Here is a 25,775-nt window from a genome sequence, read left to right on the forward strand (position 1 = left end):
AAATTACACCGGCATGCTCATGATGTCCTTGTACGCGGACAGGAGTTTGTTGCGGACCTGCAGGGTTGCCTGGAAACCGACGTTGGCCTGTTCCCGCTGCAGCATGACCGCGGCGATGTCGTTCGTTTCACCGCGCTCGTAGCTTTCGGTGATCGACGCCGCCTTGGTCTGCTGCGTGTTGACCGAAGTCAGCGCGTCACGGAGCGAGGCGGTAAAGTTGCTATCCTGCGCGCCGTTGACCGCGCCGACGCCACCGATAGGGGCGGCGGGAGCGGCAGCGGCCTTCTGCAGAGCGGAGTTCTGCTGAAGGATGGCGTTGCGCATCGCCATCAGGTTGGAGGTGTTGATCGTGGTCATCGATCAGATACTCAAGCCGCCCGGGCTTCGCGGATGTCCGCGAGCCGGTAGCGCAACGTGCGCTCGGAAATGCCAAGGCGCTCGGCGGCGCGCTGGCGATGACCGCCGGTGGCGGCGAGAGCTTCTTCGATCGCGCGGGCGTTCGCGTCGCGGCGGGCGTCGGCCAGCGAGATCGGGGCGTTGGCCACCGGCGTCGCGGCTTCGACCGGCGCGAGGCGCGGAGCCTGCGAGAGCGTGGTGTCGATCATCAGGTCGGCGGCTTCGATCCGGTCGCCGTCGCGCAGCATCAGTGCGCGCTGCAGGACATTTTCGAGTTCGCGGACATTGCCGGCCCAGCCATGCGCCATCAGCCGGTCGAGCGCGTTGGCGGTCGGCCAGGCGAAGGCGTCGGCGGCGGGGGTGTGGCGCAGCAGGAGGGCGGCGGTGATCGCGCGGATATCCTGGCGGCGATCGCGCAGAGCCTTCAGGTTCAGCGGCATCACGTTGACGCGCCAGTAAAGATCGGCGCGGAACCGTCCGGCTTCGACTTCGGCGGCGAGATCGCGGTTGGCGGCGGCGATGATGCGGACATCGACCGAGATGGGAGCAGTCGCGCCGACGGGGAGAACTTCGCGCTCCTGGATCGCGCGGAGCAGCTTGGCCTGCAGCGCGAGCGGGAGTTCGGCGATCTCGTCGAGGAGGAGCGTACCGCCTTCGGCCGCGCGGAACAGGCCTTCGCCAGCGCCGCTCGCGCCGGTGAAGGCGCCCTTCTGGTGGCCGAACAGCATCGCTTCGAGCATCGTCTCGGGCAGGGCGGCGCAGTTGACGGCGACGAACGGCTTGTCGGCGCGGTTGCTGGTCGCGTGGATGAAGCGGGCGATCCCTTCCTTGCCGGTGCCGGTTTCGCCGAGCACCAGCACGGTGGCATCGTGGCGGGCGACGCGAGCGGCGAGGTTCAGGAAGGCGGCGCTCTCGGGCTCGCCGCAGGCCGGCATGGCGGGGCGGCGGCACAGCTCGGCGATCAGCGCGTGGCCGAACGCCATATCCTCGAAACCGAAGACCAGCTGGGTCGGGCGGCCGATGGTGGCGCGGCGGAGCATCGGGGCGCCGTCGGCAAAGTCGATCAGGATGTCGTGCTGGCGGGCGAGGTCACGCTCGGTGACGTGTAGAATGCGAACCGCGTCACGGGCCGAAGCGGCGGCGGGATCGACGCGAGCGACCTCGACCCCTGCGCCCTTGAGCCAGGCGGTGAGGGTGGGGTGCGAACCCTGAGCCTTCTCACTGATGCCGATCATGATGCGGTGCCTTCATCAATTCCTTGTCAGACATCCTTACCGCCGAATTAACTAACAAAGTCTTTATGGACCGCGCGCCGCGCGCCCCCGGGATATTGCGTAGGCGCATGCTCGCACGCGCCCTCATGTACGCGCGCGCGAAGGCCCAAAAAATCCAGCAAAATCACGATTTATTTCGCGGTTTTCGGCCAAAAACAGAGGCCGTCAATTTTTCTGGTTAAAGCCCTGCGCAACCCGGCCGTTACTGGTTTCGAGGCGACGACGGCCAGCAGCCCCGGATCGCCGATCGATTAAACGAAGGATTGATCTCATGACCGTCATCAACACCAACATCTCGTCGCTCCGCTCGCAGAACGCCAGCCGTCTGGCCGACAAGGCCCTCGGCACCGCCATGGAGCGCCTGTCGAGCGGCAAGCGTATCAACTCGGCCAAGGACGACGCGGCCGGCATGGCGATCGCCAGCTCGATGACCTCCTCGGTCCGCGGCATGAGCGTCGCCATCCGCAACGCCAATGACGGCATCTCGCTGGCGCAGACCGCCGAAGGCGCGCTGGGCGAAGTGACCAACATGCTCCAGCGTATCCGCGAACTGGCCGTGCAGGCCGCCAACGGCACCTACCAGGCGAGCGACCGTGCGAACCTGCAGACCGAAGTCCTCGCCCTCCAGGCGCAGATGACCGACGTCGTCACGAACACCAAGTTCAACGGTAACACGCTGTTCTCGGCCACCACGACGGCCGCGACCTTCGACATCCAGACCGGCATCAACTCGGGTGATCGCACGACCATCTCGGTCAGCGGCCTCGACAAGGTTGCCGCTTCGTACAATGCGACCGTGAAGGTCGACGACGTGACCAACGCTTCGGCCGCCATCGGCATCGCCGACACCGCGCTGACGCAGGTTTCGACGGTTCGTGCCGGCCTGGGCGCCACGCAGAACCGCCTCGAGGCGGCCGTCAACCTGTTGACCGCGAACGTCACGAACCTCTCGGAAGCCCGCTCGCGCATCGAGGACGCGGACTTCTCGGCGGAATCGACTGCCCTCGCCAAGGCGCAGATCTTGTCTCAGGCTTCGACTGCGATGCTGGCGCAGGCGAACCAGAGCCAGCAGACGGTGCTCAGCCTGCTGAAGTAAACGTCAGCAACAGGCGCGATGCCCGCGTGAAGGGCCCTCGGCGAAAGCCGGGGGCCTTTTTCGTTTGCATGAACATCCCCGACTGGATCCTCGTCATTGCGAGCGGAGCGAAGCAATCCAGGCCCGCACGAGAGTGGACCGCGAGCTTCTCTTGTGCGGGCCTGGATTGCTTCATCGCCGACGGCTCCTCGCAATGACGGGGCGGGCGGGGGAAAGTTGCGGTAGTCGATCTGTCGCCCTTTCAGGGCGGCCAGACGTGGGCTTCTGCCTATCCCGGTGAAAGTGCATCTCGGACGCGACCGCTGCTGGCGTCCCAGGCGATGGACAACGGCACGTTGACCATGTTGCATGGGGCCGGCTCTTGCGCTCCGATCTCGATCCCGCGGTATTTTCTACGCACGTCGAGGCATCGGGCGACGGACGAAAACATCAATAAAATCCGTGGTCCGAAATATTCTGCGAAAGAAAAATCGCGGCATTCCAAGTCCCAAGATGGTTAAGCCCGCAGTAACCATCAATTCTACTTAAGGGTGATTCCCGGGGACCGTTACTCTCACCGTGGCGATGGCAGGCTGAGCCCCAACGCCGAGTAAGTAGCGGAAGGATTCATTATGACCGTCATCAACACCAACGTCTCGTCGCTTCGTTCGCAGAATGCGAGCCGCCTCGCGGACAAGCAGCTGTCGACCGCCATGGAGCGTCTGTCGAGCGGCAAGCGTATCAACTCGGCCAAGGACGACGCGGCCGGCATGGCCATCACCTCGTCGATGACCGCTTCGGTCCGCGGCATGAGCGTCGCGATCCGCAACGCCAACGACGGCATCTCGCTGGCGCAGACCGCCGAAGGCGCGCTGGGCGAAGTCACCAACATGCTGCAGCGTGTCCGCGAACTGGCCGTTCAGGCCGCCAACGGCACCTACCAGGCTTCGGACCGCGCCAACCTGCAGACCGAAGTTGCCGCCCTCCAGGCGCAGATGACCGACGTCGTCACGAACACCAAGTTCAACGGCAACGCGCTGTTCTCGGCAACGGCAACGGCGACCACGTTCAGCATCCAGACCGGCATCAACTCGGGCGACACGACGTCGATCTCGGTCGGTGGCCTCGACAAGGTTGCGGCTTCGTACAACGCCACGGTGAAGGTCGACGACATCACCAACGCTTCGGCCGCCATCGGCATCGCCGACACCGCGCTGACGCAGGTTTCGACGGTCCGCGCCGGCCTGGGTGCCACGCAGAACCGCCTCGACGCCGCTGTCAACGTGCTGACCGCGAACGTGACGAACCTCTCGGAAGCCCGCTCGCGCATCGAAGACGCGGACTTCTCGGCGGAATCGACCGCGCTCGCCAAGGCGCAGATCCTGTCGCAGGCATCGACCGCGATGCTCGCCCAGGCGAACCAGTCGCAGCAGTCGGTGCTGAGCCTGCTCCGCTAAGTTTCGGGCGGCGCCACACCTCCGCCGCCCGATCGGCCCCCGGTATCGCCTTCGCGGCGTGCCGGGGGCTTCGGCGGACGCGGAACAGATCGAACATACAGAACGGAATGGCAGAGATGGACGCAGGTACTCCGACCCAGGGTTTCGACGAAGCGCTCAAGGCGCTCGAAGCGCTTGAGGAAGATGTACTGCGCGAAAAGACCATCATGCCCGCGCCGCAGGCGGAGCCCGTATTGGGCATCACGCTCGGCGATCCTTGCGACAGCGATGCCGAAATCGAGGCCGAGGCTCCCGCGAAGGGTGAGCCCGCCGAAGCACCCGCTGTCGAAGATGCTCTGGAGGCCGCCACGGCCCAGAGCCTCGCCCAGGTTTCTCCGGTCGCCGAAGTCCCCGCCGAGCCCAAGGCTCAGCCGACTTCGAGGCCGAACCCTCCCGCCACCGCGTCGAAATTGGGGCTGCTACCCGTCGCGGCGGCGGGAATGGGGGTTTTCGCCAGCCTGCTGTCGGTCGTCGGCCTGATCGTCGCGAGCCGCACGGTGGCTGATGCGTCACTCGTCGTCGCCGATGCGCGCGAACGCCAGGCGCAGATGGTTCAGGTTGGCAAGCTGGTCAGCGATCTCGAGAAGGTTCGCGCCAAGCAGATCGAACTCCTCAAGCTGCAGAAGGCGGCGGCCGAAGCCGCGCCGCTGAGCAAGGGTGAACTTAACGCATCGATGGATGCGCTGCGTCTCGATCTGGCGGACAAGCGCGAGGATGATCCGCTGCTGCGTCAGATCCGTGACGGGCAGAACGAACTGGCTAACATGATCGGCACCGTCGCCACGAAGGTTTCGCGGATCGAAGGCGGCGCGGGTGGGGTGAGCGAGGGGCACTGACCGAAGGGCACTGGGCCCTCCCGCCTGATCCATCTGCGCAACACAATCGCCGTCGCCCCGGGCTTGATCCGGGGTCCAGCTTTTTCTTCCTCCGGATCGAGCGATCGAAACCGGACGCATAGAAGCTTGACCCCGGACCAAGGCCGGGGTGACGTTATATATAGGCGTGGAAGAGCCGAAGGCCCGCTAAGCGAGGTCGGCCAGTTCCTTTCGCAATCGATCGAGCGCCGATTTTTTGATCTGGCAGACCCGCGCCGCGCCGACGCCGAGGGTCAGTCCGATCTCCTCCAGATTCATCTCCTCGACGAAATAGAGCTGCAGCACCATCGCCTCGCGTTCGGGCAACTCGGCAATATGCGCCGCGAGAGCGGCACCGAGTTGCTCGCGCTCGATCGTCTCGTCGACGCGCTCCTCGACATCGGCGAACCACATCGACTGGTCCGAATAAACCTCGTCGATCGACTCCAGATAGGATGCCGCAGTCTCGTCGATCATCGCGCGCATCGCGGCGCCATCGAGGCCCAGCGCGTGGGCGAGTTCGGACTCGCTCGGCGGACGGCCATGCTTCTTCTCGAATTCCGAGCGGGTCTTGGTCAGCAGCTTGCGCTTCTGCATCGCCGACCGGCACATGTTCGCATGTTTGCGCAGATGATCGATCATCGCGCCGCGCACGCGCATCGACGCATAGGTCGAAAAAGCGTGGCCACGATCCTCGTAGCCGTTCGCCGCCTCGACCAGCGCGATCATGCCGATCTGGCAGAGATCCTCGACGTCGATCGCCGACGAGACTCGGCCGTGAACGTGCCACGCAATCTTGCGCACCAGCTGCATGTTCGAACGGACGAGATCGTCGGGCCGGGCCTTGGCAGGCTTGCGACCGTAGGTGTGCATCTCGTCCTTGGGATTAATATGCATGGGCTACGGCCTCCATGCCGAAGAAGCAGTCACCGCCGGGGACCGCGCCGATATCCATCGAGTCGATGGTGCGGGCGAGATCGGCGAAGCCGCGCGCGGAAATCGCACTGGGATATTGATCGACCACACAGCGGCGGCGGCGCGCGGCGGTGCGCACGCGCTCATCCTCCATGATCCCGCCCAGATAGGAAAGGCGGGTGTCGGTCAGGAAACGGGCGGTCACGTCGCGGAAGCGGCGGAACATTTCGCGGCTGGCGATCTCGTCGCCCAGACGGTTGCCGATGATCGCGATCTCGCGGACGCCATGTTCCAGCGCCAGCAGCTTCACGGTGCCGTAAGCGTCCATGAAGCCATCGCCCTGGCCCGACAGGATCACGACCGGAAGATCCGACGACGCGACCATGTCCAGCGTGTCGGGATCGGCGCTGCCCGGTGTGTCGACGACGACGTAGTCGAGCGAGCGACGGTGCGGGCGGAAAGCATCGGCCAGCTTGCGGCGCGCGGCGAGATCGACGCGGCCGGCGCGATCGACCGGGCCGGCGGGCACGACGAACAGCGCGTCGGGGCCGTCGACGACGATCTGGTCGATCGTCAGGCGCCCGTCGATCACGTCATTGATCGATTCGCGTGGGCTGAAGCCCATCGAGCGGGTGGCGTCGATGGGGCCGGGATCGCAATCGACCAGCATGGTACGGCGACGCAGCTTCGACAGCGAGAGCGAAAGGTTCGCGGCGACCGTGGTCTTGCCCACCCCGCTGACGCCACAGGCGATCGAGATCACGCGGGCGCTGCGCGCTTCGGTATTGGCCCAGTTGGTCATTGTGCCATCTCCATCGGCCGAGCACCCAGCGCGGCGTTATTCACATTGGTGGGTCCGCCGCCGACGACCGCCGCGACCTCGACCGCCTTGCCGTCCGGGATTTCCAGGAAGGACATGACGGGCGTTTCGGGCAGGTGCGGCTTGAGGAGCCGCGCGAGCGGACGACGGGCGACCGGCGAAGTGACGATCGCGAAACGGGTGGCCGAGTTGACCAGCGGCAGCGACGCTTCGGACACTGCGGTGACGATCCGGTTGGCGAGCGCAGGCTCGAACGGGTGGGCGGCGCCGGGGCTGGCGCGCACCGCCTGGGCGAGCAAAGATTCGAGGCCGGCGTCGAGCGTGACGACGGGCAGCGGCATCTTCACCGGCACGACCGCCTGGACGATCAGCGCACCGATCCGCGAGCGGACATTTTCGACCAGCGACGGAATGTCGTTCGACTGACCGGCCGAGTCGACCATCGCTTCGGCGATACGGCGGAAATCCTTGAGTGGCACGCCTTCGGCCAGCAGTGCGCGGGCGCAGGCCGAGATCTGAGCGAGGCTGAGCGGGGCGGGGGTGAGGCCGGCGACCAACTGCGGCGCCACTTCCTTGAGCGCGTCGAGCAGGTGCTGGGCCTCGTCCATGCCGAACAGGTCAGCGGCGGCGCCGGCGATCATCTGGTTTAGGTGGGTCGCGACGACGGTGGCGGGATCGACGACGGTGTAGCCCGCGACGATCGCTTCGCCGCGCTTCTCGGGCGAGATCCACACGGCTTCGAGGCCGAAGCTCGGATCGCGGCAATCGCGGCCCTCGACCTTGCCTTCGAGATCGCCGCTGTCGAGCGCGAGCAACTCGTCGGGCCACGCCTCATCTTCACCGACGACGACGCCGGCGACGGTGATGCGATAGGCGTTGGGGGCGAGCGAGAGATTGTCGCGAACGCGGACCATCGGCACGACGAAGCCGAGTTCGCGGCTGAGCTGGCGACGGATGCCGGTGATGCGCGCCATGAGCGGCGCGCCCTTGCGCTCGTCGACCAGGCCGACCAGGCCATAGCCGAGTTCGAGGCCCAGCGCGGCGCCGTCCGAAACTTCGTCCCAGCCGATGCTGGTCGGGGCGGTGGTGGGGGCGGCGTCGGCGGCGATGATGTCGAGCGCGGTGTCGTCGACCTTGGGCTTGCGCAGCTTCCATGCGACGAAGCCGGCGAGGCCGGTCGCGCACAGCATCATAAAATGCGGCATGCCAGGCATGATGCCGAGCAGGCCGAGGATGCCGGCAACCGGGGTCCACGCGCGGGCCGAACCGAACTGGCTGGTAATCTGGCCGGAAAGGTCAAGCGGGGAGGAAACGCGGGTGACGATCGAGGCGGCGGCGATCGAGAGCAGCAGCGCGGGCACCTGCGCGACCAGCGCGTCGCCGATCGCGAGCACGATATAGGTCGAGGCCGCTTCGCTGAAGGTCAGGCCGTGACTGACCACGCCGAGGACGAGACCGCCCAGAATGTTGATGACGAGGATCAGGACGCCCGCGACCGCGTCGCCCTTCACGAACTTCGACGCACCATCCATCGAACCGTAGAAGTCGGCTTCGGTGGCGACTTCCTGACGGCGCAGCTTGGCTTCGTCGGGGGTGAGCAGGCCGGCGTTCAGATCGGCGTCGATCGCCATCTGCTTGCCGGGCATCGCATCCAGGGTGAAGCGCGCCGAAACTTCGGACACGCGGCCCGCGCCCTTGGTGATGACGACCAGGTTGATCACCATTAGGATGCTGAAAACGAAAATGCCGACGGCATAATCGCCGCCGATAAGGAACTGGCCGAACGCCTCGATCACATGGCCGGCCGCGGCCCCGCCGGTATGCCCGTCGACCAGAACGACGCGGGTCGAAGCGACGTTGAGCGCGAGTCGCAGCAAGGTGGCGAAGAGCAGGACGGTCGGGAAGGACGAGAAATCGAGCGGCCGGGCGGCGTTCAGCGCGACCATCAGCACCGCCAGCGAGATCATGATGTTGGTGATGAAACCGACGTCGAGCAGCACCGACGGGATCGGAACGACCATCAGGCCGACCAGCATCAAGGTGGCGAGCGGCAGGATGGCGCCTTTCAGCGACCCCACCCACACCTTCTTGTTCAACGCGGCACTGGCCATCGGACTCTCGGTTTCCTTCTGGAGACGGAGAGTGAATGCCCGGAACGTGGTTAAGAAAGGTTTACGGTCCAACGACGGTAACGACCGGATGCGTGGGAACTTTAGGGGAAAAATGCGCAGGCGCGGTTAGACATTGGTCTTAACGCCCCTAAATCGTCGCCCCGCCGAAGGCTGGTGCCTATCTCTCGCCCGTCACGCGATGGTGGGGAGATGAGAGAAATAGGCCCCAGCCTTCGCTGGGGCGACGATTGTGTTTGAAGATGAGGAGGCGTGCGCCTCAGCGCCGCGAGTAGGTCGCAGGCGTGATGTCGAAGCGGTTAGCGGCGGCGGCGAGCAGATCGATCCGCTGCAGGTTGCGATCCGCGAGGAAGCGGATGCGGGCGCGCACCTGATCGGTAAGCGCGAGGGCACGGGCTGCCTGGGCGGCCAGCGCCGGATCCGGGGCTTCCCCCGGAAACGGACGCAAGCGCCCGACGGCCGCGCCGAACTGGGCCATCGCCGCCTCTACGGCGTCGATGGTTCCGGTGTCGAGCGCGTCGATCAGGGCTTCTTCCGCCCCGATCAGGCCGTCGAGTGCTGCGTCGGTCATGCCTGCAAGACTCAGCGACCGACCTTGGGAAGGTCGAGTGCGATCATCTTGTCGGCGATCGATTTGGCGTCGATCGGATAACGACCCTGGGCGATTGCCTGACGGATCGCCTGGATCTTGTCTGTATCGACCGGCGGGCCGAGTTCGGCGATTGCCGCGACCAAGGTCATTGGCATTTCCTTGTCGGTCTTCGTCGTCGATACCGCTATCGCGGCACCGGCGGCATCAACCTTCACGCCGTCCTTGGCTGGGCCGATCGGTGACGGGCTAGATGAGCCTATCCCACTGATCATGTCCAAATTCCTTTCGATGGGGCGTTGCTGCCCCGATGGTCCACCTCTGTCGTTATATAACGGCAGGTTTCAGAATCATTTAAATCCCATCAGACGGACGCGGCCGATATCGACGACCTGGGCGAACATCGTACCGCCTTTGCCGCCCGTCTGCACGCGAACGCGCCCGCCGATGCTGGCATCTTCCATCGCGACAGCATCGACCGAGATGCTGAACGCATCGCCTTGCGCGACGAGCTGGACCGGGTCGCCCTTGCGGATGTCGGGCGCGCGCTGTGCCATCGGCGCCATCATCTGCCCGCCGCCCTGCTGCTGTGTCATATAGCCGCCGCCGACCTTCAGCGGCACGCGCAGTCGCCAGCCCGCGGTGGTGCAGCGAACGGTGACGGCGTTGTTGGCAGGGGGATCGATCTGAATACCCGTGGGGCAGGCGGTAAGCCGCATGCGCCGGTCGATCGGGGCGAGGGGACCGCCCGGCTGGCCGACATCGGCGCCCAGCGTGGTGACGACGATCTGTTCGAGCTCGTCGAGATTCTGCGATGCCGCCATCATCTGCGCGGGGGCGGGCGAGGCGGCGGCCATGCCGAACGCGCCGAGCATGGCGGCAGCGAGAGGAAGCGTGATCGTGCGGTTCATTCAAATGACTCCGTTCTTCGGAGCCGATTTAAGCAAGGGGTGTGCCAGTTTTCTTTTCTCGTCTTTGCGAGCAGCCGTAGGCGACGAAGCAATCCAGGCCCGCACTAGAGTAGGTCGGGAACCTCTCTAATGCGGGCCTGGATTGCTTCGCTTTGCTCGCAATGACGAGTTTGTGGGGTTACTTGCCCTGCACCCGCACGCTTATCGTCTGGCCTTTCATCGGATCGTCGGCGCGCATCGGCGGGATCGACACTTCGATCATCGCGTCGGGCAGCCCGCCGGCGCGCAGTGCACGGGCGACCGCGGTGGTGCGGGCGGCGGACATTTCCCAGGCGTCAAGCCGGGCCGATCCGCCGTCACGTCCCTGGCTCGCGACGATCAGCGGCGTCTTCGCGCGCGCAGCTTCGGCGCCCATGCGTATATAATGCGCGCGGGCGGATGCGGTGAGGATCGCTTCGCCGCCTTCGAACAGCGGCGCTGCGCGGAAGGCATCGGCGGGGCGCGCCTGGCCCTTGCCGCCAAACGCAGCGCGGATGCCGGCGGCGACGCGGTCCTTGTTGGCGGTCTGCGCCTGCAGAAGCACGAAGAAGGACAGAAGCAGCAGGCTGAGATCGGCGAAGCTCAGGACCCAGCGCTGCGAGGCCTCACGCCTCACAACACGGCCTTGAGGGTAGGACGGAGCTTGACCGGCATGTGGTCGAGCTCGGCACGCGCAAGCAACTCGAACTGTTTGCAGGCGGCCTGCTGCCAGGCGATCTCGGTCTCCGAAAGACGTTCGAGACGCCCGGCGATCGGGCCTGCGACGCCTGCCGACAGGAAGACGCCATAAAGGGTGGTGAGCATGGCGACGGCCATGGCCGGGCCGATCCGCGCGGGATCGTCCATCGACGAGAACATCTGCACCAGGCCGATGATCGTGCCGATCATGCCCATCGACGGCGCCGTTTCGGCAGCCGCGCGCCAGACGCCGGCGACGGCATCGTGCCGCTTGCGACGGCTATCGATGTCGTCGGTGGCCCACCGCACGAATTCAGCCGAATTCTGGCTGTCGGAAAGCTGGCGACCCGCGCGGACGAGGAAGCGGTGCGCGCTGTCGATCCGGTCGGCGCACATGATGCTGCGCGCCTCCGCCATCTCGCGAACGCGACCGACGGCGGCGCGCGCGGCGGCGGCATCGGCGTCGGGATCGGCTTTCCAGAGGAGCGCGATCGAACTGCAGGCGCGGCCGAGATCGGCGTGGGTCGAGCGGAAAACCGTGACCAGCAGGGTGCCGCCAAAGACGATCACCAGCGCGAACGGGTCGAAGAAACGGGTCAGTTGATCGAGGAAAATCATGCGTGCCCGCCCAGTCCTTCAGCCCACGGGCAGGGACCGGCAAAAAATTGCCGCCCCCGGCAAATGATTGCCGTTCGCCCGTTGCCGACCTTGCCGCAGCCAGAAAGATCGGCGGTTTTCCGCAATTGGCACGGTGGTTGCTTATGGGATGGGCAAGGAATGCCGCACCCAAGCGATCGCGCCTCTACAGCGATGGTAACGGACGGCTTGCCGATAGTTTTAGAGGAAGACGACGAAATGTCCGATCCGCTTTTCGGGGTTCATGGCAAGGCACTGGAGCTGCGGTCGCAGCGCCTGTCGCTGCTTGCGTCGAACATCGCGAACGCCGCGACGCCCGGTTACAAGGCCCGCGACATCGATTTCGGGTCGGCGCTCAAGCAGGCGACCGGTACGAACGGCATCTCGGCCGGCCAGGCCGCCGATGCGAACGTCCAATATCGTGTGCCGCTCGAAGCCTCGCTCGACGGCAACACCGTCGAACTGTCGACCGAGCAGAACCAGTTCGCCGAGAATGCGGTGAAATATCGCACCACGCTCTCTTTCCTCGAAGGCCGCATCAACACCGTGATGCAGGCGCTGAAGGGAGAATAAGACATGGCCAACAACCTTTCGGTCTTCGACATCGCCGGTCGCGCGATGTCCGCGCAGATGATGCGCCTCAACACGACGGCCTCGAACCTCGCCAATGCAGGCGCGGTCGCGGGCAGCAAGGAAGAGGCGTTTCGTTCGATCAAGCCGGTCTTCAAATCGGTCACCGACGCCCCCGGCATCGCCACCGTGAAGGTCGACAGCGTCGTCGCCACCAAGATCGATCCGACCAAGCGTCACGACCCGTCCAACCCCAAGGCCGACAAGGACGGCAATGTCTGGGAGGCCGCGGTCGATCAGGCGCAGGAGCTGGTCGAGATGATGGAGACGTCGCGTCAGTACCAGAACAACGTCCAGGTCATGCAGACCGCAAAGACCCTAACCCTCGATACTCTGAGGCTCGGCAAATGACGATTAGCACCGGAAACTCGTATCTCGACTCGCTCGCCGGTAACACGGCGGCGGGCGCGACCACCACCAAGAAGAGCAACGGAACCCTCGATCAGACGGCGTTCCTGAAGCTCATGACCACGCAGATGCAGACCCAGGATCCGTTCAATCCGGTCGATAACACGCAGATGGTCGCCCAGATGGCGCAATTCTCGTCGACGACGGGCATCGCCGAGATGAACGCGTCGCTCAAGTCGATCAAGTCGGACCTCGCCTCGTCGCGCGTCGGCGATGCGGCCAGCTGGATCGGCAAGGCCGCGCTCGTTCAGTCGGATACGGTCACGTCGCTGCAGGACGGCTCGTTCGCGGGCAACGTCACGCTGGACAAGGATGCCAGCCAGGTCAGCATCAGCCTCGTCGATGGCACCGGTAAGGTCGTCTATAACGGCAAGGCGACCAACGTCGCCAAGGGTGATGTCCCCTTCTTCTGGGATGGCAAGGACGACGCCGGCAAGGCTGTCGCCGGCCCGTTGAAGATCGTCGTCAACGCCAAGGATACGTCCGCCCAGCAGATGGAGACGGCCAGCGCTGCCTGGACCACCGTGAACGGCGTCCAGTCGCCGGCCAGCGGATCGACCAAGCTCGTCACCGCGCTCGGCACGATCGATCCCGCCGACGCCATCCAGCTTTCGTAATTTCAGCTTTCGTAACGGAGTAGCCCAATGTCCTTCTATACCGCTCTGTCCGGCCTCAAGGCGCAGCAGACCGAACTCGGGGTCATCTCGAACAACATCGCCAACGTCGGCACCACGGGCTTCAAGAAGAGCACGGCCGAATTTGGCGACATCATCTCGTCGGCGCCGCTCCAGACTTCGACGGTGGCGGGGCAGGGCACCCGCCTGCGCGGGATCGACCAGCAGTTCACCCAGGGCGGCTTCGAGAATTCGGATCGCTCGCTCGACATGGCGGTTTCGGGCCAGGGCTTCTTCGTGACCCGCAGCTCGCAATCGAACAGCCAGGTCAGCTACACCCGCAACGGCAGCTTCCGCGTCGACGCCAACCGTTACGTCGTCGACAGCTCGGGCTCCTATCTGCAGATCCTGCCGACCGACAGCGAAGGCGTGCTGACCGCGACGGGCCTGAACTCGACCCGCTCGCTCCAGCTTCCGCTGACCTCTGGTACGTCGAGCGCGACCGGCGAAGTCGATCTTTCGGTGACCTTCCCGACCGACGCCGACCTGCCGGGCGCCCGCTCGGTCTATACCGCGACAAACCCTTATGCTTTCGATCGCTTCGATCCGAACAGCTACAACCAGTCCACGACGACGACGGTCTATGACGCGGCGGGCACGGCCTTCCCGATGACCACCTATTACATCCGTCAGAACATCCCGTCGGGTGCGGTCACCGACACGACCTGGACCGCCCGCACCTTCGTCGGCGACAAGGAAATCAGCTCGGATCCGGCCGTCTCGGCTCCGCCGACCCCGACCACATTGACCTTCGACCAGTTCGGCACGCTCAGCCAGGTCAACGGTGCGGCACCTGGGCCGATCACGACCAACCAGGTCCGCCCGACCGGCGCGACCGGCCCGATCGGCTTCTCGCTGACCTACGGCGGCGCCACGAAGATGGCGTCGGCTCCGTTCACGCTGACCAGCTTCAGCCAGGACGGCTACGCCGCCGGCCAGCTCGACAACGTATCGGTCGACTCGAATGGCCTCGTGATCGCCACTTTCTCCAACGGCAACAGCCAGGCGCTGGGCAAGATCGTCCTCGCGACCTTCTCGAACCCCGAAGGTCTGCGCCAGCTGGGCGACTCCAAGTGGAGTTCGACCGGCGTTTCGGGCGAACCGCAGATCAACGAGCCGAACACCAACGGCACCGGCCTGATCCAGTCGGGCGCGCTCGAGCAGGCGAACGTCGACATCACCGAGGAACTCGTCGCGCTCATCCAGGCGCAGCGCAACTTCTCGGCCAATGCCAAGGCGATCGAGGCCGCGAACACGATGACCGAAACCATCGTGAACCTGCGCGCCTAAGCTCGGTAGTTAGCGGAGACCCACGATGGACCGGCTGATCTACAGCTCGCTTTCGGCGATGCGCGCGGCGATGTCGCGGCAGACGACGACCGCGAACAACCTGGCCAACGTCAACACGCCCGGTTTCAAGGGCGAAATGACCAACAGCCAGGCGCTCTGGATCAAGGGCGCGGGCATGAACACCCGCGCGCCGACCTCCGAAGAGGTGCTCTCCGCCGACATGCGCGAAGGGCCTGTGGCCGATACCGGGCGCGAGCTCGATGTCGCGATGCTCGGGGACTCGCTGCTCGGCGTCCAGACTTCGGATGGCGCGGAGGGTTATACCCGCCGCGGCGACCTTCAGGTCGGCGACAGCGGCCTGCTGACCACCGGTGACGGCCTGCCCGTCCTCGGCGAAGGCGGCCCGATCACGATCCCGCCGGCCAGCAAGGTCATGATCGCGGGCGACGGCACGATCTCTGTGATCCCGGTCGGCGGCGACGCCAGCCAGCCGCAGCAGGTCGATCGGTTGAAGCTGGTGCGCTCGAACGGCGTCGATATCGCCAAGGGGCTCGACGGCATCTTCCGGGTGAAGGGGGGCGGCACGTTGCCGACCGATCCGCAGGCGACCGTCCGGCAGGGCGCACTCGAAGGATCGAACGTCAATAGCGCCGGCACGCTGATCGACATGATCGAAGCGAGCCGGGACTGGGACATGCAGGTGAAAATGATGTCGTCCGCTCAGGACATCGACAAGGCTTCGGCCGATCTGATGCGGCTGGATTGAGGAGTTAGAGTATGACGACCGCAGCATTGCACGTCGCGCGCACGGGCCTCGATGCCCAGAACATGCGCATGCAGGTGATCGCCAACAACCTGGCGAACGTCAACACGACCGGCTTCAAGCGCGACCGCGCGAGCTTCGAGACGCTGGCTTACCAGTCGATCACCGCGGCGGGCGCCAAGTCTTCGGACTCGACGCAGTACGCCACGGGCACGTCGCTCGGCACCGGTGTGATGATCAACGGCACCAAGAAGATCGACACGCAGGGTTCGCTTCAGACGACCGACAATGCGCTCGACATGGCGATCGAGGGATCGGGATATTTCCAGATACAGATGCCCGACGGCCGCACCGGCTATACCCGCGACGGCAATTTCAACCTCTCGGCCGACGGCACGATCGTCAACACCGAGGGCTATCAGCTGATGCCCCAGATCCAGGTGCCGCAGGATACCCAGAAGATTACGATTTCGACCGACGGCACCGTCAGCGCGAGCGTGAACGGGCAGGAAGCGCCGGTCGAGCTCGGCAAGATCGAGATTGCGCGCTTCTCCAATCCTGCGGGTCTCGAGGCAATCGGCACCAACCTGCTGCTGGAGACCGCATCGTCGGGTCAGCCGCAGATCGGCGCCGGTGGCACCGATGGACGCGGCAACATCCGCTCGGGCGCGCTCGAAAGCTCGAACGTCAACATCGTGGAGGAGCTGGTCGACATGATCGAGACCCAGCGCGCCTACGAGGTGAACTCCAAGATGATCAAATCGACCGATGAGATGATGCAGTATGTCAACCAGAACATCTAAGCGCGACATGCACGCCTTCACCGCCCTCGGCCTGGTCGCCGCTATGGTCATGGGCTCGGCACTCGAAGCGCCGGCGCATGCCCGCAAGGCACCGCGCGTCAGCGAATATGAGCCGAGCTATGCGGCGGTGCCGATGCCGGCGCAGGCGAACGGTTCGATCTATCAGGCGTCTATGGGCTATAATGCCCTGACCAACGGCGCGCGCGCCGCGATGGTCGGCGATATCGTCACGATCCTGCTGGTCGAACGCACCCAGGCGGTGAAGGCGAACAGCGCGTCGACCGATCGTTCGGGCAATGTCGGCTTCAATCCGCCGACCACCGGCTGGCTCGGCAAGCTGATCGACAAGGACGACGTGACTACCAGCGGCGGTGGCAAGTTCGACGGCAAGGGCGCAGCCGCCCAGTCGAACCAGCTCAACGGCGAGATCAGCGTCACGATCGCGCGCGTCTATCCCAACGGCACGATGCTCGTGCGCGGCGAAAAGCTCCTCACGCTCAATCGTGGCGACGAAAATATCGCGATCACCGGCCTGATCCGCGCGGCGGACATCGGCCCGGACAATCGCGTGCCTTCCACCCGCGTTGCCGACGCCCGCATTACCTATTCGGGTAAGGGTGAGATTGCGCGGGCCTCGCGCCAGGGCTGGATTAACCGTTTCTTTTCCATTCTGAGCCCATTCTGACCAAATATGGTTAACCGCCGGAAAGATCTGTCGATGTTGCGTAAATGGATCGCCTCGCTGTTCTGCGCCCTGGGCCTTGCGCTCAGTGGTGCCGCGCATCCCGAACGGATCAAGGATATCGGCACTTTCCAGGGGCTGCGCGCCAACCAGCTGACCGGCTACGGCATTGTCGTCGGTCTGGCGGGGACGGGTGACGACAGCCTCGATTATTCGACTCAGGGCGTGAAGGGCATTGCCTCGCGCTTCGGGCTGCAGCTGCCGCCGGGGGTCAATCCGGCGCTGAAGAATGCGGCGGCGGTCATGCTGACCGCCGAGCTGCCGCCTTTCGCCAAGCCGGGCCAGCGGCTCGATGTCACGATTTCGGCGCTCGGCAAGGCCAAGTCGTTGCGCGGCGGCACGCTGATCATGGCGCCGCTTCAGGGCGCCGATGGGCAGGTCTATGCGATGGCGCAGGGCAACCTCGCGGTTGGCGGCCTCGGCATCGACGCGGCGGACGGCTCCAAGCTGACCATCAACGTGCCCACCGCAGGTCGCATCCCTGGCGGCGCCACGGTCGAACGTGCGGTCGACGCGGGTTTTGCGACTTCGCCCGAACTGCGCTTCGACCTCGCGGAAACCGATCTCACGACCGCGCAGCGTGTCGCAGCTACGATCAACGGCCGGTTGGGACCGATCGCGCAGGCGATCGACGGCACCACCATCACCATTCAAGCCCAGCAGGGCGCGGAATCGCGCGCCACGCTGATGAGCAAGATCGAAAATCTCGACGTCGACACGGCCGATGCCCCGGCGCGCGTCGTGGTCAATGCCCGCACCGGCACCGTTGTCATCAATGGCGCGGTCCGTATCTCGCCGGTCGCGATCACCCACGGCAAGATGACCGTGCAGGTCGACGAAAAGCCGCGCATCGTTCAGCCCGCGCCATTCAGCCAGGGCCGCACCGCGGTCGAGCAGTCGAGCGCAATCAAGGTCGACGATCCCGCGCGCCCGATGTTCCAGTTCGCGCCGGGCGCCAGCCTGTCGGACATCGTCAAGTCGGTGAACGCCATCGGCGCCTCACCGGCCGATCTGGTCGCGATCCTCGAAGCGCTCAAGCAGGCGGGCGCGATGAAGGCGGAGCTTGTGGTGCTATGATAGGCAATGTCACCTCGATCAGCGGTGCGCCGAACACCGATTCCAAGTCGTCCGACCTGGAAAAGCTCAAGGCAGTCGCGAAGCAGTTCGAGGCGGTGTTCCTGCGCCAGATCCTGTCGTCGGCGCGCCAGTCGAAGCTGGGCGACGACATCATGGGCAGCGACGCCACCGATCAGTTCCGCGACATGCAGGACGCGCGTCTGGCCGACAACATGGCCGACAAGGGCGTGTTCGGCGTGGCCGATCTGCTGGTGAAGCAGTTCGCGGCGCGCGTCGGGGGATCGACCCCGGCGGCGGATGCCACGGCCAAGCCCGCCGAAGCACAGGCTGAAACGAAATGAGCGATCTCCTCTCGATCGGCCGTTCGGGTGTCGTCGCATATCGCGCCGCTTTGTCCGCGGTCGGCGAGAATGTCGCCAATTCGGAAACCGAGGGCTATTCGCGCCGCACGGTTACGATCAAGGAATCGAATCTCTCCTCCTCGTCGAGCTATCAGTACAAGTCGCAGACCTATTTCGGCGGCGCGAATGTCGGCTCGGTCGATCGGATCGCGAACGATTACAAGGCGTCCTATGTCCGCCTGTCGACCTCGGAAGATGCTCGCGCCTCGACCAAGGCGACCTGGCTGAGCACCGCCGAAGGTGCGCTCAACGACACGGATGTCGGTCTGGGCGTGAAGATGTCGACCGTGTTCACTTCGGTCGAAGGGCTTACCGCCGACGTCGACAGCAACCCGAACCGTCAGACGGTGATCGCCGCCGTGACCGAGGCGGCGCAGCAGTTCAACGCCACCGCCAAGGCGCTCAAGGATACGGCAGCCGGCATCAACACCGCCGCGCTGACCAGTGTCGCCAGCCTTAATGACTCGCTGACCGCGCTTGCGCAGATCAACATGGGCCTTCGCCGCGCCAGCCCCGGTTCGGCCGCGTCAGCGCAGCTTCTCGATCGGCGTGACGCGGTGCTCAACGATGTGTCGAAGCTCATCGGCGTCGACGTCCGGTTCGAAACGGATGGGCGCGCGAGCGTCGCCATCACCGGCAACAGCGCGGTTCAATTGCTCGACGCGAACCGCACCGACACCGCCTATATCGGCGCGGTACAGTCGAGCGACGGGCGCATCTCGCTGATCGCGTCCGGCGCTCTGCTGGGTGCGCAGGTTCCGGTCTCGCCGCAGTCGGGCTCGCTCTCCGCGCTCGTCGACGTCGCGGGCACGGTGGCCGATCGCCGCCAGAAGCTCGATACGATCGCAGCCACCTTCGCAAGCACGATCAACAATTGGAACCGCAACGGCGTCGACCAGAATGGCGCGCCGGGTGCCGACCTTTTAACTCTGGGGGCCGGCGGGGCTTCGACCATCGTCGCGGCGACGCAGGACACGACCAAGGTTGCCGCGCAGTCGCTCACCGGGGTGCGGAACGGCAACGCCCTCGAGCTCAAGAATACGCGCAACTCGACCGGTCCGGAAGCGCAATGGGCGCTGCTTGTGTCGACCCACGCGCAGACCGTGTCGTCGGCCAATGCGCAGGCGACCGCAGCCTCGTCGCAGAAGGACGGCGCGCTGCTCGGTCTCGACGAAGTTACGGGCGTCGATCTCGACGTCGAAGCGGCGCAGCTGCTCCGTTTCCAGCAAGCCTATAGCGGCTCGGCGAAGATCATTCAGGTCGCGCGCGAAACGCTGCAGGAAATCATGAATCTGTTTAGCTGAGGGACGAAATGATCAACAGCACCCGCTATCGGGCCCTGACCCAGATCTCCCAGCAGAGCAAGCTGACCGCGCAGATCGCGCGGTTGCAGAGCGACATCTCGACGACGAAGAAGATCGCCACCGCCTCCGACGATCCCGTCGCCGCCGCGCGCGTCGCCCAGTTGCGCAGCGCACAGGCTGACACGACGACGTGGAAGCGCAATATCGAAAACGCCCAGTCGATCGCGGCACAGGCCGATACGAGCATCGATAACGTGCAGGATTTGTTCAATCGCGTGAAGGAACTGGTCCTGTCCGGCCGAACCCAGTCGGTTTCGGAAACCGATCGCGCTGCGATCGTACAGGAACTCGGCGAACTCAACGTCACGCTGAACAACCTGATGACCGGCACGACGCCGACCGGACAGCCGATCTTTCCGCCGGATGCGCCGCTGCAGATCTCGGTGTCGGGCGTGCTGCGGTTGCCGGCGACCGGCAAGCGGGGCGACATCTTCGATACTGTCGCGATACCGAGTGGGGGCACCACCAGCCTGTCGGCGATCATCACGGCAGCGCAGACCGCGATCAGCACAACCGATCCCACGACCCGCGCCACCATGGCCGATACCGTGCTCGACAATGTCGACGCGGCGTCGACCCATCTCAACAGCCAGCGTGCGGCCCAGGGTGTGCGCGCGTCGCGGCTCGATGCCGCAGGCGACGCGCTGGAACTGAGCAATTTGCAGCTCACCGAAGAACGCTCGGGCCTTGAGGATACCGACGTCACGGCGGCGGTGATGCAGCTTAATGCGAAGACGCTTAGCCTTCAGGCGGCACAAGCCGCATTTGCCCGCGTCAATCGCAACACTTTGTTTGACTTTCTCAGTTAAGCCCCTCGCAAGGCTGTTCGGGAGAGCGCCGATATCCACGCGATTTCGTGGAAAAGGTGCCTAAAGTTTTTCCCGAACCCGCCGTTAACGTTGATGGGAAGCGCCGAACCGGGTGCCTCCGCATCGACCGGTAATCGCGTGGGAGTGTGCGTTCATGTTTGCAGGCATCGGCCTCGTCATTCTTCTCGTCATGGTGTTCGGCGGTTTCGCCTTCACCGGCGGCGATCTCGAACCCGTTCTTCACGCGATCCCGCACGAAATGCTGATCATCGGCGGTGCCGCGGTCGGCGCGCTCGTGGCGGGCAACGGGATGAAGGAATTGAAGGCGTTCGGCGGCGGTTTCGCCAAGGTCTTCAAGGGTCCGCAGTATAACAAGAAGGACTATCTGGACGTCATCTTCCTCGTCAGCAGCCTGATGAAGAAGCTGCGGACCGAAGGTCCGGTCGCGCTCGAACCGCATATCGAGGATCCCAAGGCGTCGACCGTCTTCGCAGAATATCCCAAGCTCCTGAAGGACAGCACGCTGATCCACATGATCACCGACACGCTGCGGCTGGTCGTGATCTCGTCGGGCACGCTCGATCCGATGGCGGTCGAGGACGTGATGGACAACGCGCTCAAGACCCATCACCACGACGAGATCAAGCCTGCCGACATGATGCAGGGCCTGGCCGACGCGCTTCCGGCGCTCGGCATCGTCGCGGCCGTTCTCGGCGTCGTGAAGACGATGGGCTCGATCGACAAGCCGCCGGCGATCCTGGGCGGCATGATCGGTTCGGCGCTCGTCGGTACCTTCCTCGGTATTTTGCTCGCTTACGGCATCGTCGCGCCCTTCGCCGGCCGCTGTAAGGCGGTGATCGAAGCCGATGCCGCGATCTACGGTGTGGTCAAGCAGATCATCATCGCGTCGCTCCACGGTCACCCGCTGCCGCTCGTCATCGAAGCTGCGCGCTCGGGCATCAGTCATGCGAACCAGCCGGCCTTCTCGGATGTGTTCGACGGCATGCGCGGCCGCTAAGACCACTTTCTGCAAGGACGCTAGACCAAGATGGCCCAGTCCCCTTCGAAGCGCGGGAAGAACGAGCCCGAGCCCCGGCCGATCATCATCAAGAAGATCATCGCGGAAGGGCATGGCGGCCATCACGGCGGCGCCTGGAAAGTGGCCTATGCCGACTTCGTGACCGCGATGATGGCGTTCTTCCTGCTGATGTGGCTGCTCGGCGCCACCAGCGAGAAGCAGCGCAAGGGCATCGCCGACTATTTCAGCCCCACGCTCGTCCAGATGAAGGAAAAGAGCGCAGGCTCGAACGGCATCTTCGGCGGCGATTCGATCATCTCGGCGGACAAATATCCGCACCGCGCGGCGCAGACCGGCTCCAAGTCGCTGACGATCCCCAAGGATACGACGGGCGGCACCAAGGAAGGCTCGGCTGCGCTCAAGTCGCGCGATCGCGTCGCTTTCCAGAAATTGAAGGCGATGATCGAGGCCAAGATGGCCGCCGATCCCAAGCTGAAGGACATGGCGAAGAACGTCCGCTTCATGGAAACGCGCGAAGGGCTGCGTATCGATCTGGTCGACCAGGCGGACTTCGCGATGTTCCAGACGGGCACCGGTGTCCTGATGCCCAAGGCGCGCGCGCTGATGGGGCAGGTGGCTTCGGTTATCAGGAGCGTCGATAACGAGGTGATCGTGCGCGGTCATACCGACGGCATGCCCTATTCGGCGGGTCGCACGGTCAACAACTGGACGCTGTCGTCGGATCGTGCGGAATCGACTCGCAAGGCGCTGTCGGACTTCGGCATCCCTGATAAGCGTTTCCTGCGGATCGAAGGCGTTGCCGATCGTGAGCCGTTCGTGACCAGCGATCCTTACGATCCGCGCAACCGCCGCATGTCGGTCACGCTCGCCTGGACGGGTGAGGCCAGCACCGACGATCAGCAGGGTGGTGGTGATGGCCTTGAGGCACGTCGTCCGGTCGACCTGATGGCGAGTTCCGGGCCGAACGACCCCACCGCCATGCCGGCCGAAGCCCGCGCCGCGATGGCGGCCGCGAAAGCGGCGAAGCACTGAGTTTTCGGGGGAGGGGGCTTCCTTCGTTCGTTACCCGCGCGAAGACGGGGGCCTATCCGCTCTTACCTCTGGCGCGTTCCGTGGAGATAAGACTGGGCGGGGGCCCCCGTCTTCGCGGGGGTGACGTCATTATTCGAGGGGAGTCAGAGGCTTCCCGAGCCCTTCGGAGGGTCGAGATCGGTGATCGATCCGTCCCCACCGCTCGCCAGCATCATGTAAGCGAGCTGGGCGGTCTGGGGGCTGGGGCGCAGCAGGTTCATGCCCCGGCCGCTGATCATCGCGAGCATGTCGTTGGTGGACGCGCTCTTGCCGTCGCCTTCGAATACTTCGTTGGCATAGGCCAGCCGCAGGCGATCGGCGGACATGCCGCCGCCATTCGATGGCGCACCGGTGCCGATCGACGATCCGTCGTCGGAAATCTTCTTGGCCATCAGCTGATAGACCTGGCCCATCGTGCGGGCATTGCCGGCGCCGTCGTAGAAGATGCCCCGGTTCGACCGGGCTTCGCGCGGAAACTGGTTCGCGGCGATCGCGTCCGGATTGGAACCGGCCGACTTAAGAAATTTGGTTGCGCCCTCGAGCCCGAGGAAGTGTGCGAAATAGAGATCCGCGGCGCGGGGCTGGCGGCCTAGCGCCGACTTGAGCCCGTCTGCATTGTCGCTGGCCCATTCGCCGGCCATCAAAGCGGAGGCTTCGGGATCGTTGCGCAGGCTCATCACCGCGTTCTTGACCTCGCCGTCGACTTTCCAGCTGCCGTCCGAACGGCGGCTGATCGCGTCGGATGCCCAACCGAGGCCGTGCTTGGCGCCGTATATCTTGACCGCGCCAAGCCAGCTTTGATCGATGAACTGGAAAAGTCCCCCGGCCGAACTGCTCGAAGCCTGGGCGTTGGGGTTGAGGCCGCTTTCGCTCTTGGCCTGATTGTAAAGATAGCCGAAGTCGACCCCGGTCTTCTGCGCGGCACGGCCGATCGCATTGCGGACGTCGTCGACGCCCGCTTTCGATCCTCCGAATATCAGCCGTTGCAGGCCCACGGGCCACGATCCTTTCGATTAACCGAGGTAAATTATCGGTGATCGTGGTTAACGAAATCTTGCACGAAAAAGGGCGCCCCGAACCTTCCGGTCCCGGACGCCCTACTTTCGGCTAAGCGCCGGCGTTAGCCGGGGCGATAGTCGTTGTCCGCGCGATCGGCGCGAACCGTCGTGGCCAGCCTGTCGAGGCGGCGCTGGAGCAGCGCCTCGTCACGCGCCGAATAGGTGCCGTCATTGCGACGGAACCTTGCCTCGGCGCTCTTGATCCCGGCCAGTTCCTGACGCGCGACGCGCGCCTGGCTGTTGGTGATCACACCACGCTCGCGATTGCGCTCGATCCGATCGCCGAGGCGTTCGGCACGGGCGCGCACGTCGCGGCGGTCGTCATACGACGCGTTCGTCGCGCCGCCCATCGAGACCCAGCGGCCCCGCGCATCATAATAGCCCGTGACCTGCCCGGCATGCCAACGGCCGTTGGAGTCGTAATAGCCCGGCTGGCTTGCCGCGACCCAGCCATTACCGGCGGGGCGATAGGCGGTGTTGGTGTCGCTGATCCAGCGGCCGCTCGCATCATATCGGCCATTGGCCGGACCCGCGACCCAGCGGCCGCTGCGATCATAATAGCCAGGCGCCGACACCGGCACCCACTTATCGTCCGCTGCATAATAGCCGGAGGCGGCCACCGGCACCCAGCGACCGTCCCGGTCATAATAGCCCGACGCCTCGGCATCGCTGCTCAGCGCAACCCAGCGGTCGCCGTCATAATAGCCGTTCGGGGCACCCTGCACCCACGCACCACTGCGGTCATAATAGCCGACGGCTTCGCCACGACCGATGCGGTTGGCATGCCAGCGGCCCTGATCGTCATAATAGCCGTAGGCGCGCGAGCAATTGTCCTGGTCGGACTTGGCGAGCTGGTTGGCGCCGACGCCACCCACGACGCCGCCGACGATCGCGCCGGTTGTGCCGCCATGCCGGCCCGTGACCACACGGCCGAGGATGGCGCCGATGCCGGCGCCGACCACGGTTGCAGCCAAACGACCGCCGCTATCCTGTTTGCAGACTACCGTCTGTGCCTGTGACGGCGTGGTTGCCATCGCCGTGGCGGCCAGCGCGGCCGCGATCATATAATTCCGCATCATTCTCTCCTCGAACGTCGCACTCATGCCCGTTCCCGTGGCGCCTATGACGAACGGCGATCGGGACGGTTCCGTCGACGTTATGAAAGGCGTTTGCCGTCCGGCCCTTTCAGTGACACCCAATAGGGGCCCGATGGCGCCTGGCGCGTCAGAAAGCGGTAGCCACTATCCTCGAGTTTTCGCCACGACGTGACCCGCGTGGATCGGTTGTCCAGCACCCAGGTGTCGAGCGTGGCATCACGAATCCCATCGACCGTGACGACGACGTGCCGATCGCCATCTTCGGTCAGGGCGGTGGTCAGGCGGACGGCGCGACGCGGAAATCCCGCCGCGATCAGCTTTTCACGACCGGCCAGCGCGATATCTTCGCAATCGCCGCTGGTTCGCGCGACCACCCAATGATCGTCCATCCGTTTCTCATCGGTCTGCTCGATCTTCGTGAGCTCGGCGTGGATCTGCTCGATCTGGTTCCATCGGGCTTCGTCGAGCGGAATGACGTCGCCGGGGCGCAGATCGGGTTTGCGCGCGGCACGGCAGGCCGGATCGGACGCGGTATGCGCGCAATAATCGATCCACCCGCCTGGCGGCATGCTGACGCCGCCGTCACGAAGTGCGTGATCGGTTTTCAACGTGGGGCGCTGTGCGGCGCCGGGCACGCCCGCGATCATGATCGCGACGACCGTTCCCCCCACTGCCCAGATCGAGCGAGCCATCGCTTCCTCCTATGGTGTGGTGGAGGTTCGACGGCGAAATCGCGC

At 64.9% G+C, this 25,775-nt stretch carries 29 protein-coding genes; 16 read left to right on the top strand and 13 right to left on the bottom strand.

Annotation, left to right across the window (positions count from 1 at the left end; all coding sequences use genetic code 11):
• Positions 1-3: 3 nt before the first annotated feature.
• Together fliE and FYJ91_RS17610 are read right to left on the bottom strand one after the other, a co-directional pair.
• Positions 4-357 carry a flagellar hook-basal body complex protein FliE gene (gene fliE / locus FYJ91_RS17605; RefSeq protein WP_149523624.1) on the bottom strand — a complete coding sequence of 118 codons (354 nt, stop codon included), beginning with the start codon at positions 355-357 and terminating at the stop codon, positions 4-6.
• An 11-nt stretch (positions 358-368) separates the two neighbouring features.
• Entirely contained in the window at positions 369-1,631 is a 1,263-nt protein-coding gene (locus FYJ91_RS17610) for a sigma-54 interaction domain-containing protein (protein WP_149523625.1), read from the bottom strand.
• A 310-nt stretch (positions 1,632-1,941) separates the two neighbouring features.
• Here FYJ91_RS17610 and FYJ91_RS17615 point away from each other — a divergent pair, with 310 nt between their 5' ends.
• The 3 genes from FYJ91_RS17615 (at position 1,942) to FYJ91_RS17625 (ending at position 5,077) form a co-directional block, all read left to right on the top strand.
• Positions 1,942-2,766 (top strand): flagellin N-terminal helical domain-containing protein, encoded by an 825-nt coding sequence (locus tag FYJ91_RS17615; RefSeq protein WP_149523626.1) that lies wholly within the window; start codon positions 1,942-1,944, stop codon positions 2,764-2,766.
• Between the two features lie 611 nt (positions 2,767-3,377).
• Positions 3,378-4,202 (top strand): flagellin N-terminal helical domain-containing protein, encoded by an 825-nt coding sequence (locus tag FYJ91_RS17620; RefSeq protein ID WP_149523627.1) that lies wholly within the window; start codon positions 3,378-3,380, stop codon positions 4,200-4,202.
• Between the two features lie 116 nt (positions 4,203-4,318).
• Entirely contained in the window at positions 4,319-5,077 is a 759-nt protein-coding gene (locus tag FYJ91_RS17625) for a hypothetical protein (RefSeq protein WP_149523628.1), read from the top strand.
• Positions 5,078-5,263: 186 nt separating this feature from the next.
• Here the strand turns inward: FYJ91_RS17625 and FYJ91_RS17630 are convergent, their stop codons facing one another.
• The 8 genes from FYJ91_RS17630 to FYJ91_RS17665 all read right to left on the bottom strand — a co-directional run bounded on the left by FYJ91_RS17630 (position 5,264) and on the right by FYJ91_RS17665 (position 11,794).
• Positions 5,264-5,992, bottom strand: coding sequence for a sigma-70 family RNA polymerase sigma factor (locus tag FYJ91_RS17630; protein WP_149523629.1), 729 nt, complete (start codon positions 5,990-5,992; stop codon positions 5,264-5,266).
• Positions 5,982-6,812: a MinD/ParA family ATP-binding protein gene (locus FYJ91_RS17635; RefSeq protein ID WP_149523630.1), complete on the bottom strand. Its 831-nt coding sequence runs from the start codon at positions 6,810-6,812 to the stop codon at positions 5,982-5,984. Before FYJ91_RS17635 ends, FYJ91_RS17630 begins: the two co-directional genes overlap by 11 nt.
• Entirely contained in the window at positions 6,809-8,941 is a 2,133-nt protein-coding gene (gene flhA, locus FYJ91_RS17640) for a flagellar biosynthesis protein FlhA (RefSeq protein ID WP_149523631.1), read from the bottom strand. Before flhA ends, FYJ91_RS17635 begins: the two co-directional genes overlap by 4 nt.
• 277 nt (positions 8,942-9,218) lie before the next feature.
• Positions 9,219-9,530, bottom strand: coding sequence for a hypothetical protein (locus FYJ91_RS17645; RefSeq protein ID WP_149523632.1), 312 nt, complete (start codon positions 9,528-9,530; stop codon positions 9,219-9,221).
• An 11-nt stretch (positions 9,531-9,541) separates the two neighbouring features.
• On the bottom strand, positions 9,542-9,823 hold the full coding sequence (gene flgM / locus FYJ91_RS17650) for a flagellar biosynthesis anti-sigma factor FlgM (protein ID WP_246152704.1): 282 nt from the start codon (positions 9,821-9,823) through the stop codon (positions 9,542-9,544).
• Positions 9,824-9,898: 75 nt separating this feature from the next.
• Positions 9,899-10,459, bottom strand: a complete 561-nt coding sequence (locus tag FYJ91_RS17655) for a flagella basal body P-ring formation protein FlgA (protein ID WP_149523634.1) — start codon at positions 10,457-10,459, stop codon at positions 9,899-9,901.
• A gap of 178 nt (positions 10,460-10,637) precedes the next feature.
• Positions 10,638-11,114, bottom strand: coding sequence for a flagellar motor protein MotB (locus tag FYJ91_RS17660; RefSeq protein ID WP_181008566.1), 477 nt, complete (start codon positions 11,112-11,114; stop codon positions 10,638-10,640).
• The gene (locus FYJ91_RS17665; RefSeq protein ID WP_149523636.1) at positions 11,111-11,794 is read right to left on the bottom strand and encodes a motility protein A; all 684 of its coding nucleotides are present in this window, start codon (positions 11,792-11,794) and stop codon (positions 11,111-11,113) included. Before FYJ91_RS17665 ends, FYJ91_RS17660 begins: the two co-directional genes overlap by 4 nt.
• Before the next feature lie 237 nt (positions 11,795-12,031).
• On the opposite strand from FYJ91_RS17665, the gene flgB reads away from it, so the two are divergent.
• From flgB to FYJ91_RS17730, 13 genes are all read left to right on the top strand, one after another.
• Positions 12,032-12,385: a flagellar basal body rod protein FlgB gene (gene flgB, locus FYJ91_RS17670; protein ID WP_149523637.1), complete on the top strand. Its 354-nt coding sequence runs from the start codon at positions 12,032-12,034 to the stop codon at positions 12,383-12,385.
• A 3-nt stretch (positions 12,386-12,388) separates the two neighbouring features.
• Positions 12,389-12,793, top strand: coding sequence for a flagellar basal body rod protein FlgC (flgC, locus tag FYJ91_RS17675; protein ID WP_127744210.1), 405 nt, complete (start codon positions 12,389-12,391; stop codon positions 12,791-12,793).
• Entirely contained in the window at positions 12,790-13,467 is a 678-nt protein-coding gene (locus FYJ91_RS17680) for a flagellar hook assembly protein FlgD (protein WP_149523638.1), read from the top strand. Before flgC ends, FYJ91_RS17680 begins: the two co-directional genes overlap by 4 nt.
• Positions 13,468-13,494: 27 nt before the next feature.
• Positions 13,495-14,814: a flagellar hook protein FlgE gene (locus FYJ91_RS17685; protein ID WP_149523639.1), complete on the top strand. Its 1,320-nt coding sequence runs from the start codon at positions 13,495-13,497 to the stop codon at positions 14,812-14,814.
• Between the two features lie 25 nt (positions 14,815-14,839).
• Positions 14,840-15,580, top strand: a complete 741-nt coding sequence (locus FYJ91_RS17690) for a flagellar basal body rod protein FlgF (RefSeq protein WP_149523640.1) — start codon at positions 14,840-14,842, stop codon at positions 15,578-15,580.
• Positions 15,581-15,591: 11 nt separating this feature from the next.
• On the top strand, positions 15,592-16,380 hold the full coding sequence (gene flgG, locus FYJ91_RS17695) for a flagellar basal-body rod protein FlgG (protein ID WP_149523641.1): 789 nt from the start codon (positions 15,592-15,594) through the stop codon (positions 16,378-16,380).
• Positions 16,381-16,387: 7 nt separating this feature from the next.
• Complete coding sequence (locus FYJ91_RS17700) at positions 16,388-17,065, top strand: flagellar basal body L-ring protein FlgH (RefSeq protein ID WP_425474069.1); 678 nt, start codon at positions 16,388-16,390, stop codon at positions 17,063-17,065.
• 33 nt (positions 17,066-17,098) lie between these two features.
• On the top strand, positions 17,099-18,199 hold the full coding sequence (locus FYJ91_RS17705) for a flagellar basal body P-ring protein FlgI (protein ID WP_149523643.1): 1,101 nt from the start codon (positions 17,099-17,101) through the stop codon (positions 18,197-18,199).
• On the top strand, positions 18,196-18,540 hold the full coding sequence (locus FYJ91_RS17710; RefSeq protein WP_149523644.1) for a rod-binding protein: 345 nt from the start codon (positions 18,196-18,198) through the stop codon (positions 18,538-18,540). Before FYJ91_RS17705 ends, FYJ91_RS17710 begins: the two co-directional genes overlap by 4 nt.
• Positions 18,537-19,904 carry a flagellar hook-associated protein FlgK gene (flgK, locus tag FYJ91_RS17715; RefSeq protein WP_149523645.1) on the top strand — a complete coding sequence of 456 codons (1,368 nt, stop codon included), beginning with the start codon at positions 18,537-18,539 and terminating at the stop codon, positions 19,902-19,904. The genes FYJ91_RS17710 and flgK overlap by 4 nt, the downstream gene beginning before the upstream one ends.
• A gap of 8 nt (positions 19,905-19,912) precedes the next feature.
• A complete protein-coding gene (locus FYJ91_RS17720) occupies positions 19,913-20,773 on the top strand; it encodes a flagellin (protein ID WP_149523646.1) in 861 nt (286 codons plus the stop codon).
• A gap of 154 nt (positions 20,774-20,927) precedes the next feature.
• The gene (motA, locus tag FYJ91_RS17725; RefSeq protein ID WP_149523647.1) at positions 20,928-21,791 is read left to right on the top strand and encodes a flagellar motor stator protein MotA; all 864 of its coding nucleotides are present in this window, start codon (positions 20,928-20,930) and stop codon (positions 21,789-21,791) included.
• A 30-nt stretch (positions 21,792-21,821) separates the two neighbouring features.
• Complete coding sequence (locus FYJ91_RS17730; RefSeq protein ID WP_149523648.1) at positions 21,822-22,844, top strand: flagellar motor protein MotB; 1,023 nt, start codon at positions 21,822-21,824, stop codon at positions 22,842-22,844.
• A gap of 143 nt (positions 22,845-22,987) precedes the next feature.
• Here the strand turns inward: FYJ91_RS17730 and FYJ91_RS17735 are convergent, their stop codons facing one another.
• The 3 genes from FYJ91_RS17735 to FYJ91_RS17745 all read right to left on the bottom strand — a co-directional run bounded on the left by FYJ91_RS17735 (position 22,988) and on the right by FYJ91_RS17745 (position 25,730).
• Positions 22,988-23,878: a lytic transglycosylase domain-containing protein gene (locus FYJ91_RS17735; protein WP_246152705.1), complete on the bottom strand. Its 891-nt coding sequence runs from the start codon at positions 23,876-23,878 to the stop codon at positions 22,988-22,990.
• A 125-nt stretch (positions 23,879-24,003) separates the two neighbouring features.
• Positions 24,004-25,020 carry a hypothetical protein gene (locus FYJ91_RS17740; protein WP_246152707.1) on the bottom strand — a complete coding sequence of 339 codons (1,017 nt, stop codon included), beginning with the start codon at positions 25,018-25,020 and terminating at the stop codon, positions 24,004-24,006.
• Between the two features lie 77 nt (positions 25,021-25,097).
• Entirely contained in the window at positions 25,098-25,730 is a 633-nt protein-coding gene (locus tag FYJ91_RS17745; RefSeq protein WP_149523649.1) for a transglutaminase-like cysteine peptidase, read from the bottom strand.
• Positions 25,731-25,775: the final 45 nt, after the last annotated feature.

Origin of the sequence: Sphingomonas montanisoli (assembly GCF_008274695.1) — a bacterium.
Taxonomy (GTDB): Bacteria; Pseudomonadota; Alphaproteobacteria; order Sphingomonadales; family Sphingomonadaceae; genus Rhizorhabdus; species Rhizorhabdus montanisoli.

What these genes read in the sequence shown, in the direction of transcription:
- FYJ91_RS17700 (WP_425474069.1), top strand. Translation starts at nt 16,388, where the DNA reads ATGCACGCCTTCACCGCCCTCGGCCTGGTCGCCGCTATGGTCATGGGC.
- FYJ91_RS17655 (WP_149523634.1), bottom strand. Translation starts at nt 10,459, where the DNA reads ATGAACCGCACGATCACGCTTCCTCTCGCTGCCGCCATGCTCGGCGCG.
- FYJ91_RS17720 (WP_149523646.1), top strand. Translation starts at nt 19,913, where the DNA reads ATGATCAACAGCACCCGCTATCGGGCCCTGACCCAGATCTCCCAGCAG.
- flhA (WP_149523631.1), bottom strand. Translation starts at nt 8,941, where the DNA reads ATGGCCAGTGCCGCGTTGAACAAGAAGGTGTGGGTGGGGTCGCTGAAA.
- FYJ91_RS17635 (WP_149523630.1), bottom strand. Translation starts at nt 6,812, where the DNA reads ATGACCAACTGGGCCAATACCGAAGCGCGCAGCGCCCGCGTGATCTCG.
- FYJ91_RS17680 (WP_149523638.1), top strand. Translation starts at nt 12,790, where the DNA reads ATGACGATTAGCACCGGAAACTCGTATCTCGACTCGCTCGCCGGTAAC.
- FYJ91_RS17630 (WP_149523629.1), bottom strand. Translation starts at nt 5,992, where the DNA reads ATGCATATTAATCCCAAGGACGAGATGCACACCTACGGTCGCAAGCCT.
- motA (WP_149523647.1), top strand. Translation starts at nt 20,928, where the DNA reads ATGTTTGCAGGCATCGGCCTCGTCATTCTTCTCGTCATGGTGTTCGGC.
- flgK (WP_149523645.1), top strand. Translation starts at nt 18,537, where the DNA reads ATGAGCGATCTCCTCTCGATCGGCCGTTCGGGTGTCGTCGCATATCGC.
- FYJ91_RS17665 (WP_149523636.1), bottom strand. Translation starts at nt 11,794, where the DNA reads ATGATTTTCCTCGATCAACTGACCCGTTTCTTCGACCCGTTCGCGCTG.
- FYJ91_RS17730 (WP_149523648.1), top strand. Translation starts at nt 21,822, where the DNA reads ATGGCCCAGTCCCCTTCGAAGCGCGGGAAGAACGAGCCCGAGCCCCGG.
- FYJ91_RS17690 (WP_149523640.1), top strand. Translation starts at nt 14,840, where the DNA reads ATGGACCGGCTGATCTACAGCTCGCTTTCGGCGATGCGCGCGGCGATG.
- FYJ91_RS17710 (WP_149523644.1), top strand. Translation starts at nt 18,196, where the DNA reads ATGATAGGCAATGTCACCTCGATCAGCGGTGCGCCGAACACCGATTCC.
- FYJ91_RS17705 (WP_149523643.1), top strand. Translation starts at nt 17,099, where the DNA reads ATGTTGCGTAAATGGATCGCCTCGCTGTTCTGCGCCCTGGGCCTTGCG.
- FYJ91_RS17610 (WP_149523625.1), bottom strand. Translation starts at nt 1,631, where the DNA reads ATGATCGGCATCAGTGAGAAGGCTCAGGGTTCGCACCCCACCCTCACC.
- FYJ91_RS17740 (WP_246152707.1), bottom strand. Translation starts at nt 25,020, where the DNA reads ATGATGCGGAATTATATGATCGCGGCCGCGCTGGCCGCCACGGCGATG.
- flgB (WP_149523637.1), top strand. Translation starts at nt 12,032, where the DNA reads ATGTCCGATCCGCTTTTCGGGGTTCATGGCAAGGCACTGGAGCTGCGG.
- FYJ91_RS17745 (WP_149523649.1), bottom strand. Translation starts at nt 25,730, where the DNA reads ATGGCTCGCTCGATCTGGGCAGTGGGGGGAACGGTCGTCGCGATCATG.
- FYJ91_RS17685 (WP_149523639.1), top strand. Translation starts at nt 13,495, where the DNA reads ATGTCCTTCTATACCGCTCTGTCCGGCCTCAAGGCGCAGCAGACCGAA.
- flgC (WP_127744210.1), top strand. Translation starts at nt 12,389, where the DNA reads ATGGCCAACAACCTTTCGGTCTTCGACATCGCCGGTCGCGCGATGTCC.
- FYJ91_RS17615 (WP_149523626.1), top strand. Translation starts at nt 1,942, where the DNA reads ATGACCGTCATCAACACCAACATCTCGTCGCTCCGCTCGCAGAACGCC.
- FYJ91_RS17645 (WP_149523632.1), bottom strand. Translation starts at nt 9,530, where the DNA reads ATGACCGACGCAGCACTCGACGGCCTGATCGGGGCGGAAGAAGCCCTG.
- flgM (WP_246152704.1), bottom strand. Translation starts at nt 9,823, where the DNA reads ATGATCAGTGGGATAGGCTCATCTAGCCCGTCACCGATCGGCCCAGCC.
- FYJ91_RS17620 (WP_149523627.1), top strand. Translation starts at nt 3,378, where the DNA reads ATGACCGTCATCAACACCAACGTCTCGTCGCTTCGTTCGCAGAATGCG.
- FYJ91_RS17625 (WP_149523628.1), top strand. Translation starts at nt 4,319, where the DNA reads ATGGACGCAGGTACTCCGACCCAGGGTTTCGACGAAGCGCTCAAGGCG.
- fliE (WP_149523624.1), bottom strand. Translation starts at nt 357, where the DNA reads ATGACCACGATCAACACCTCCAACCTGATGGCGATGCGCAACGCCATC.
- flgG (WP_149523641.1), top strand. Translation starts at nt 15,592, where the DNA reads ATGACGACCGCAGCATTGCACGTCGCGCGCACGGGCCTCGATGCCCAG.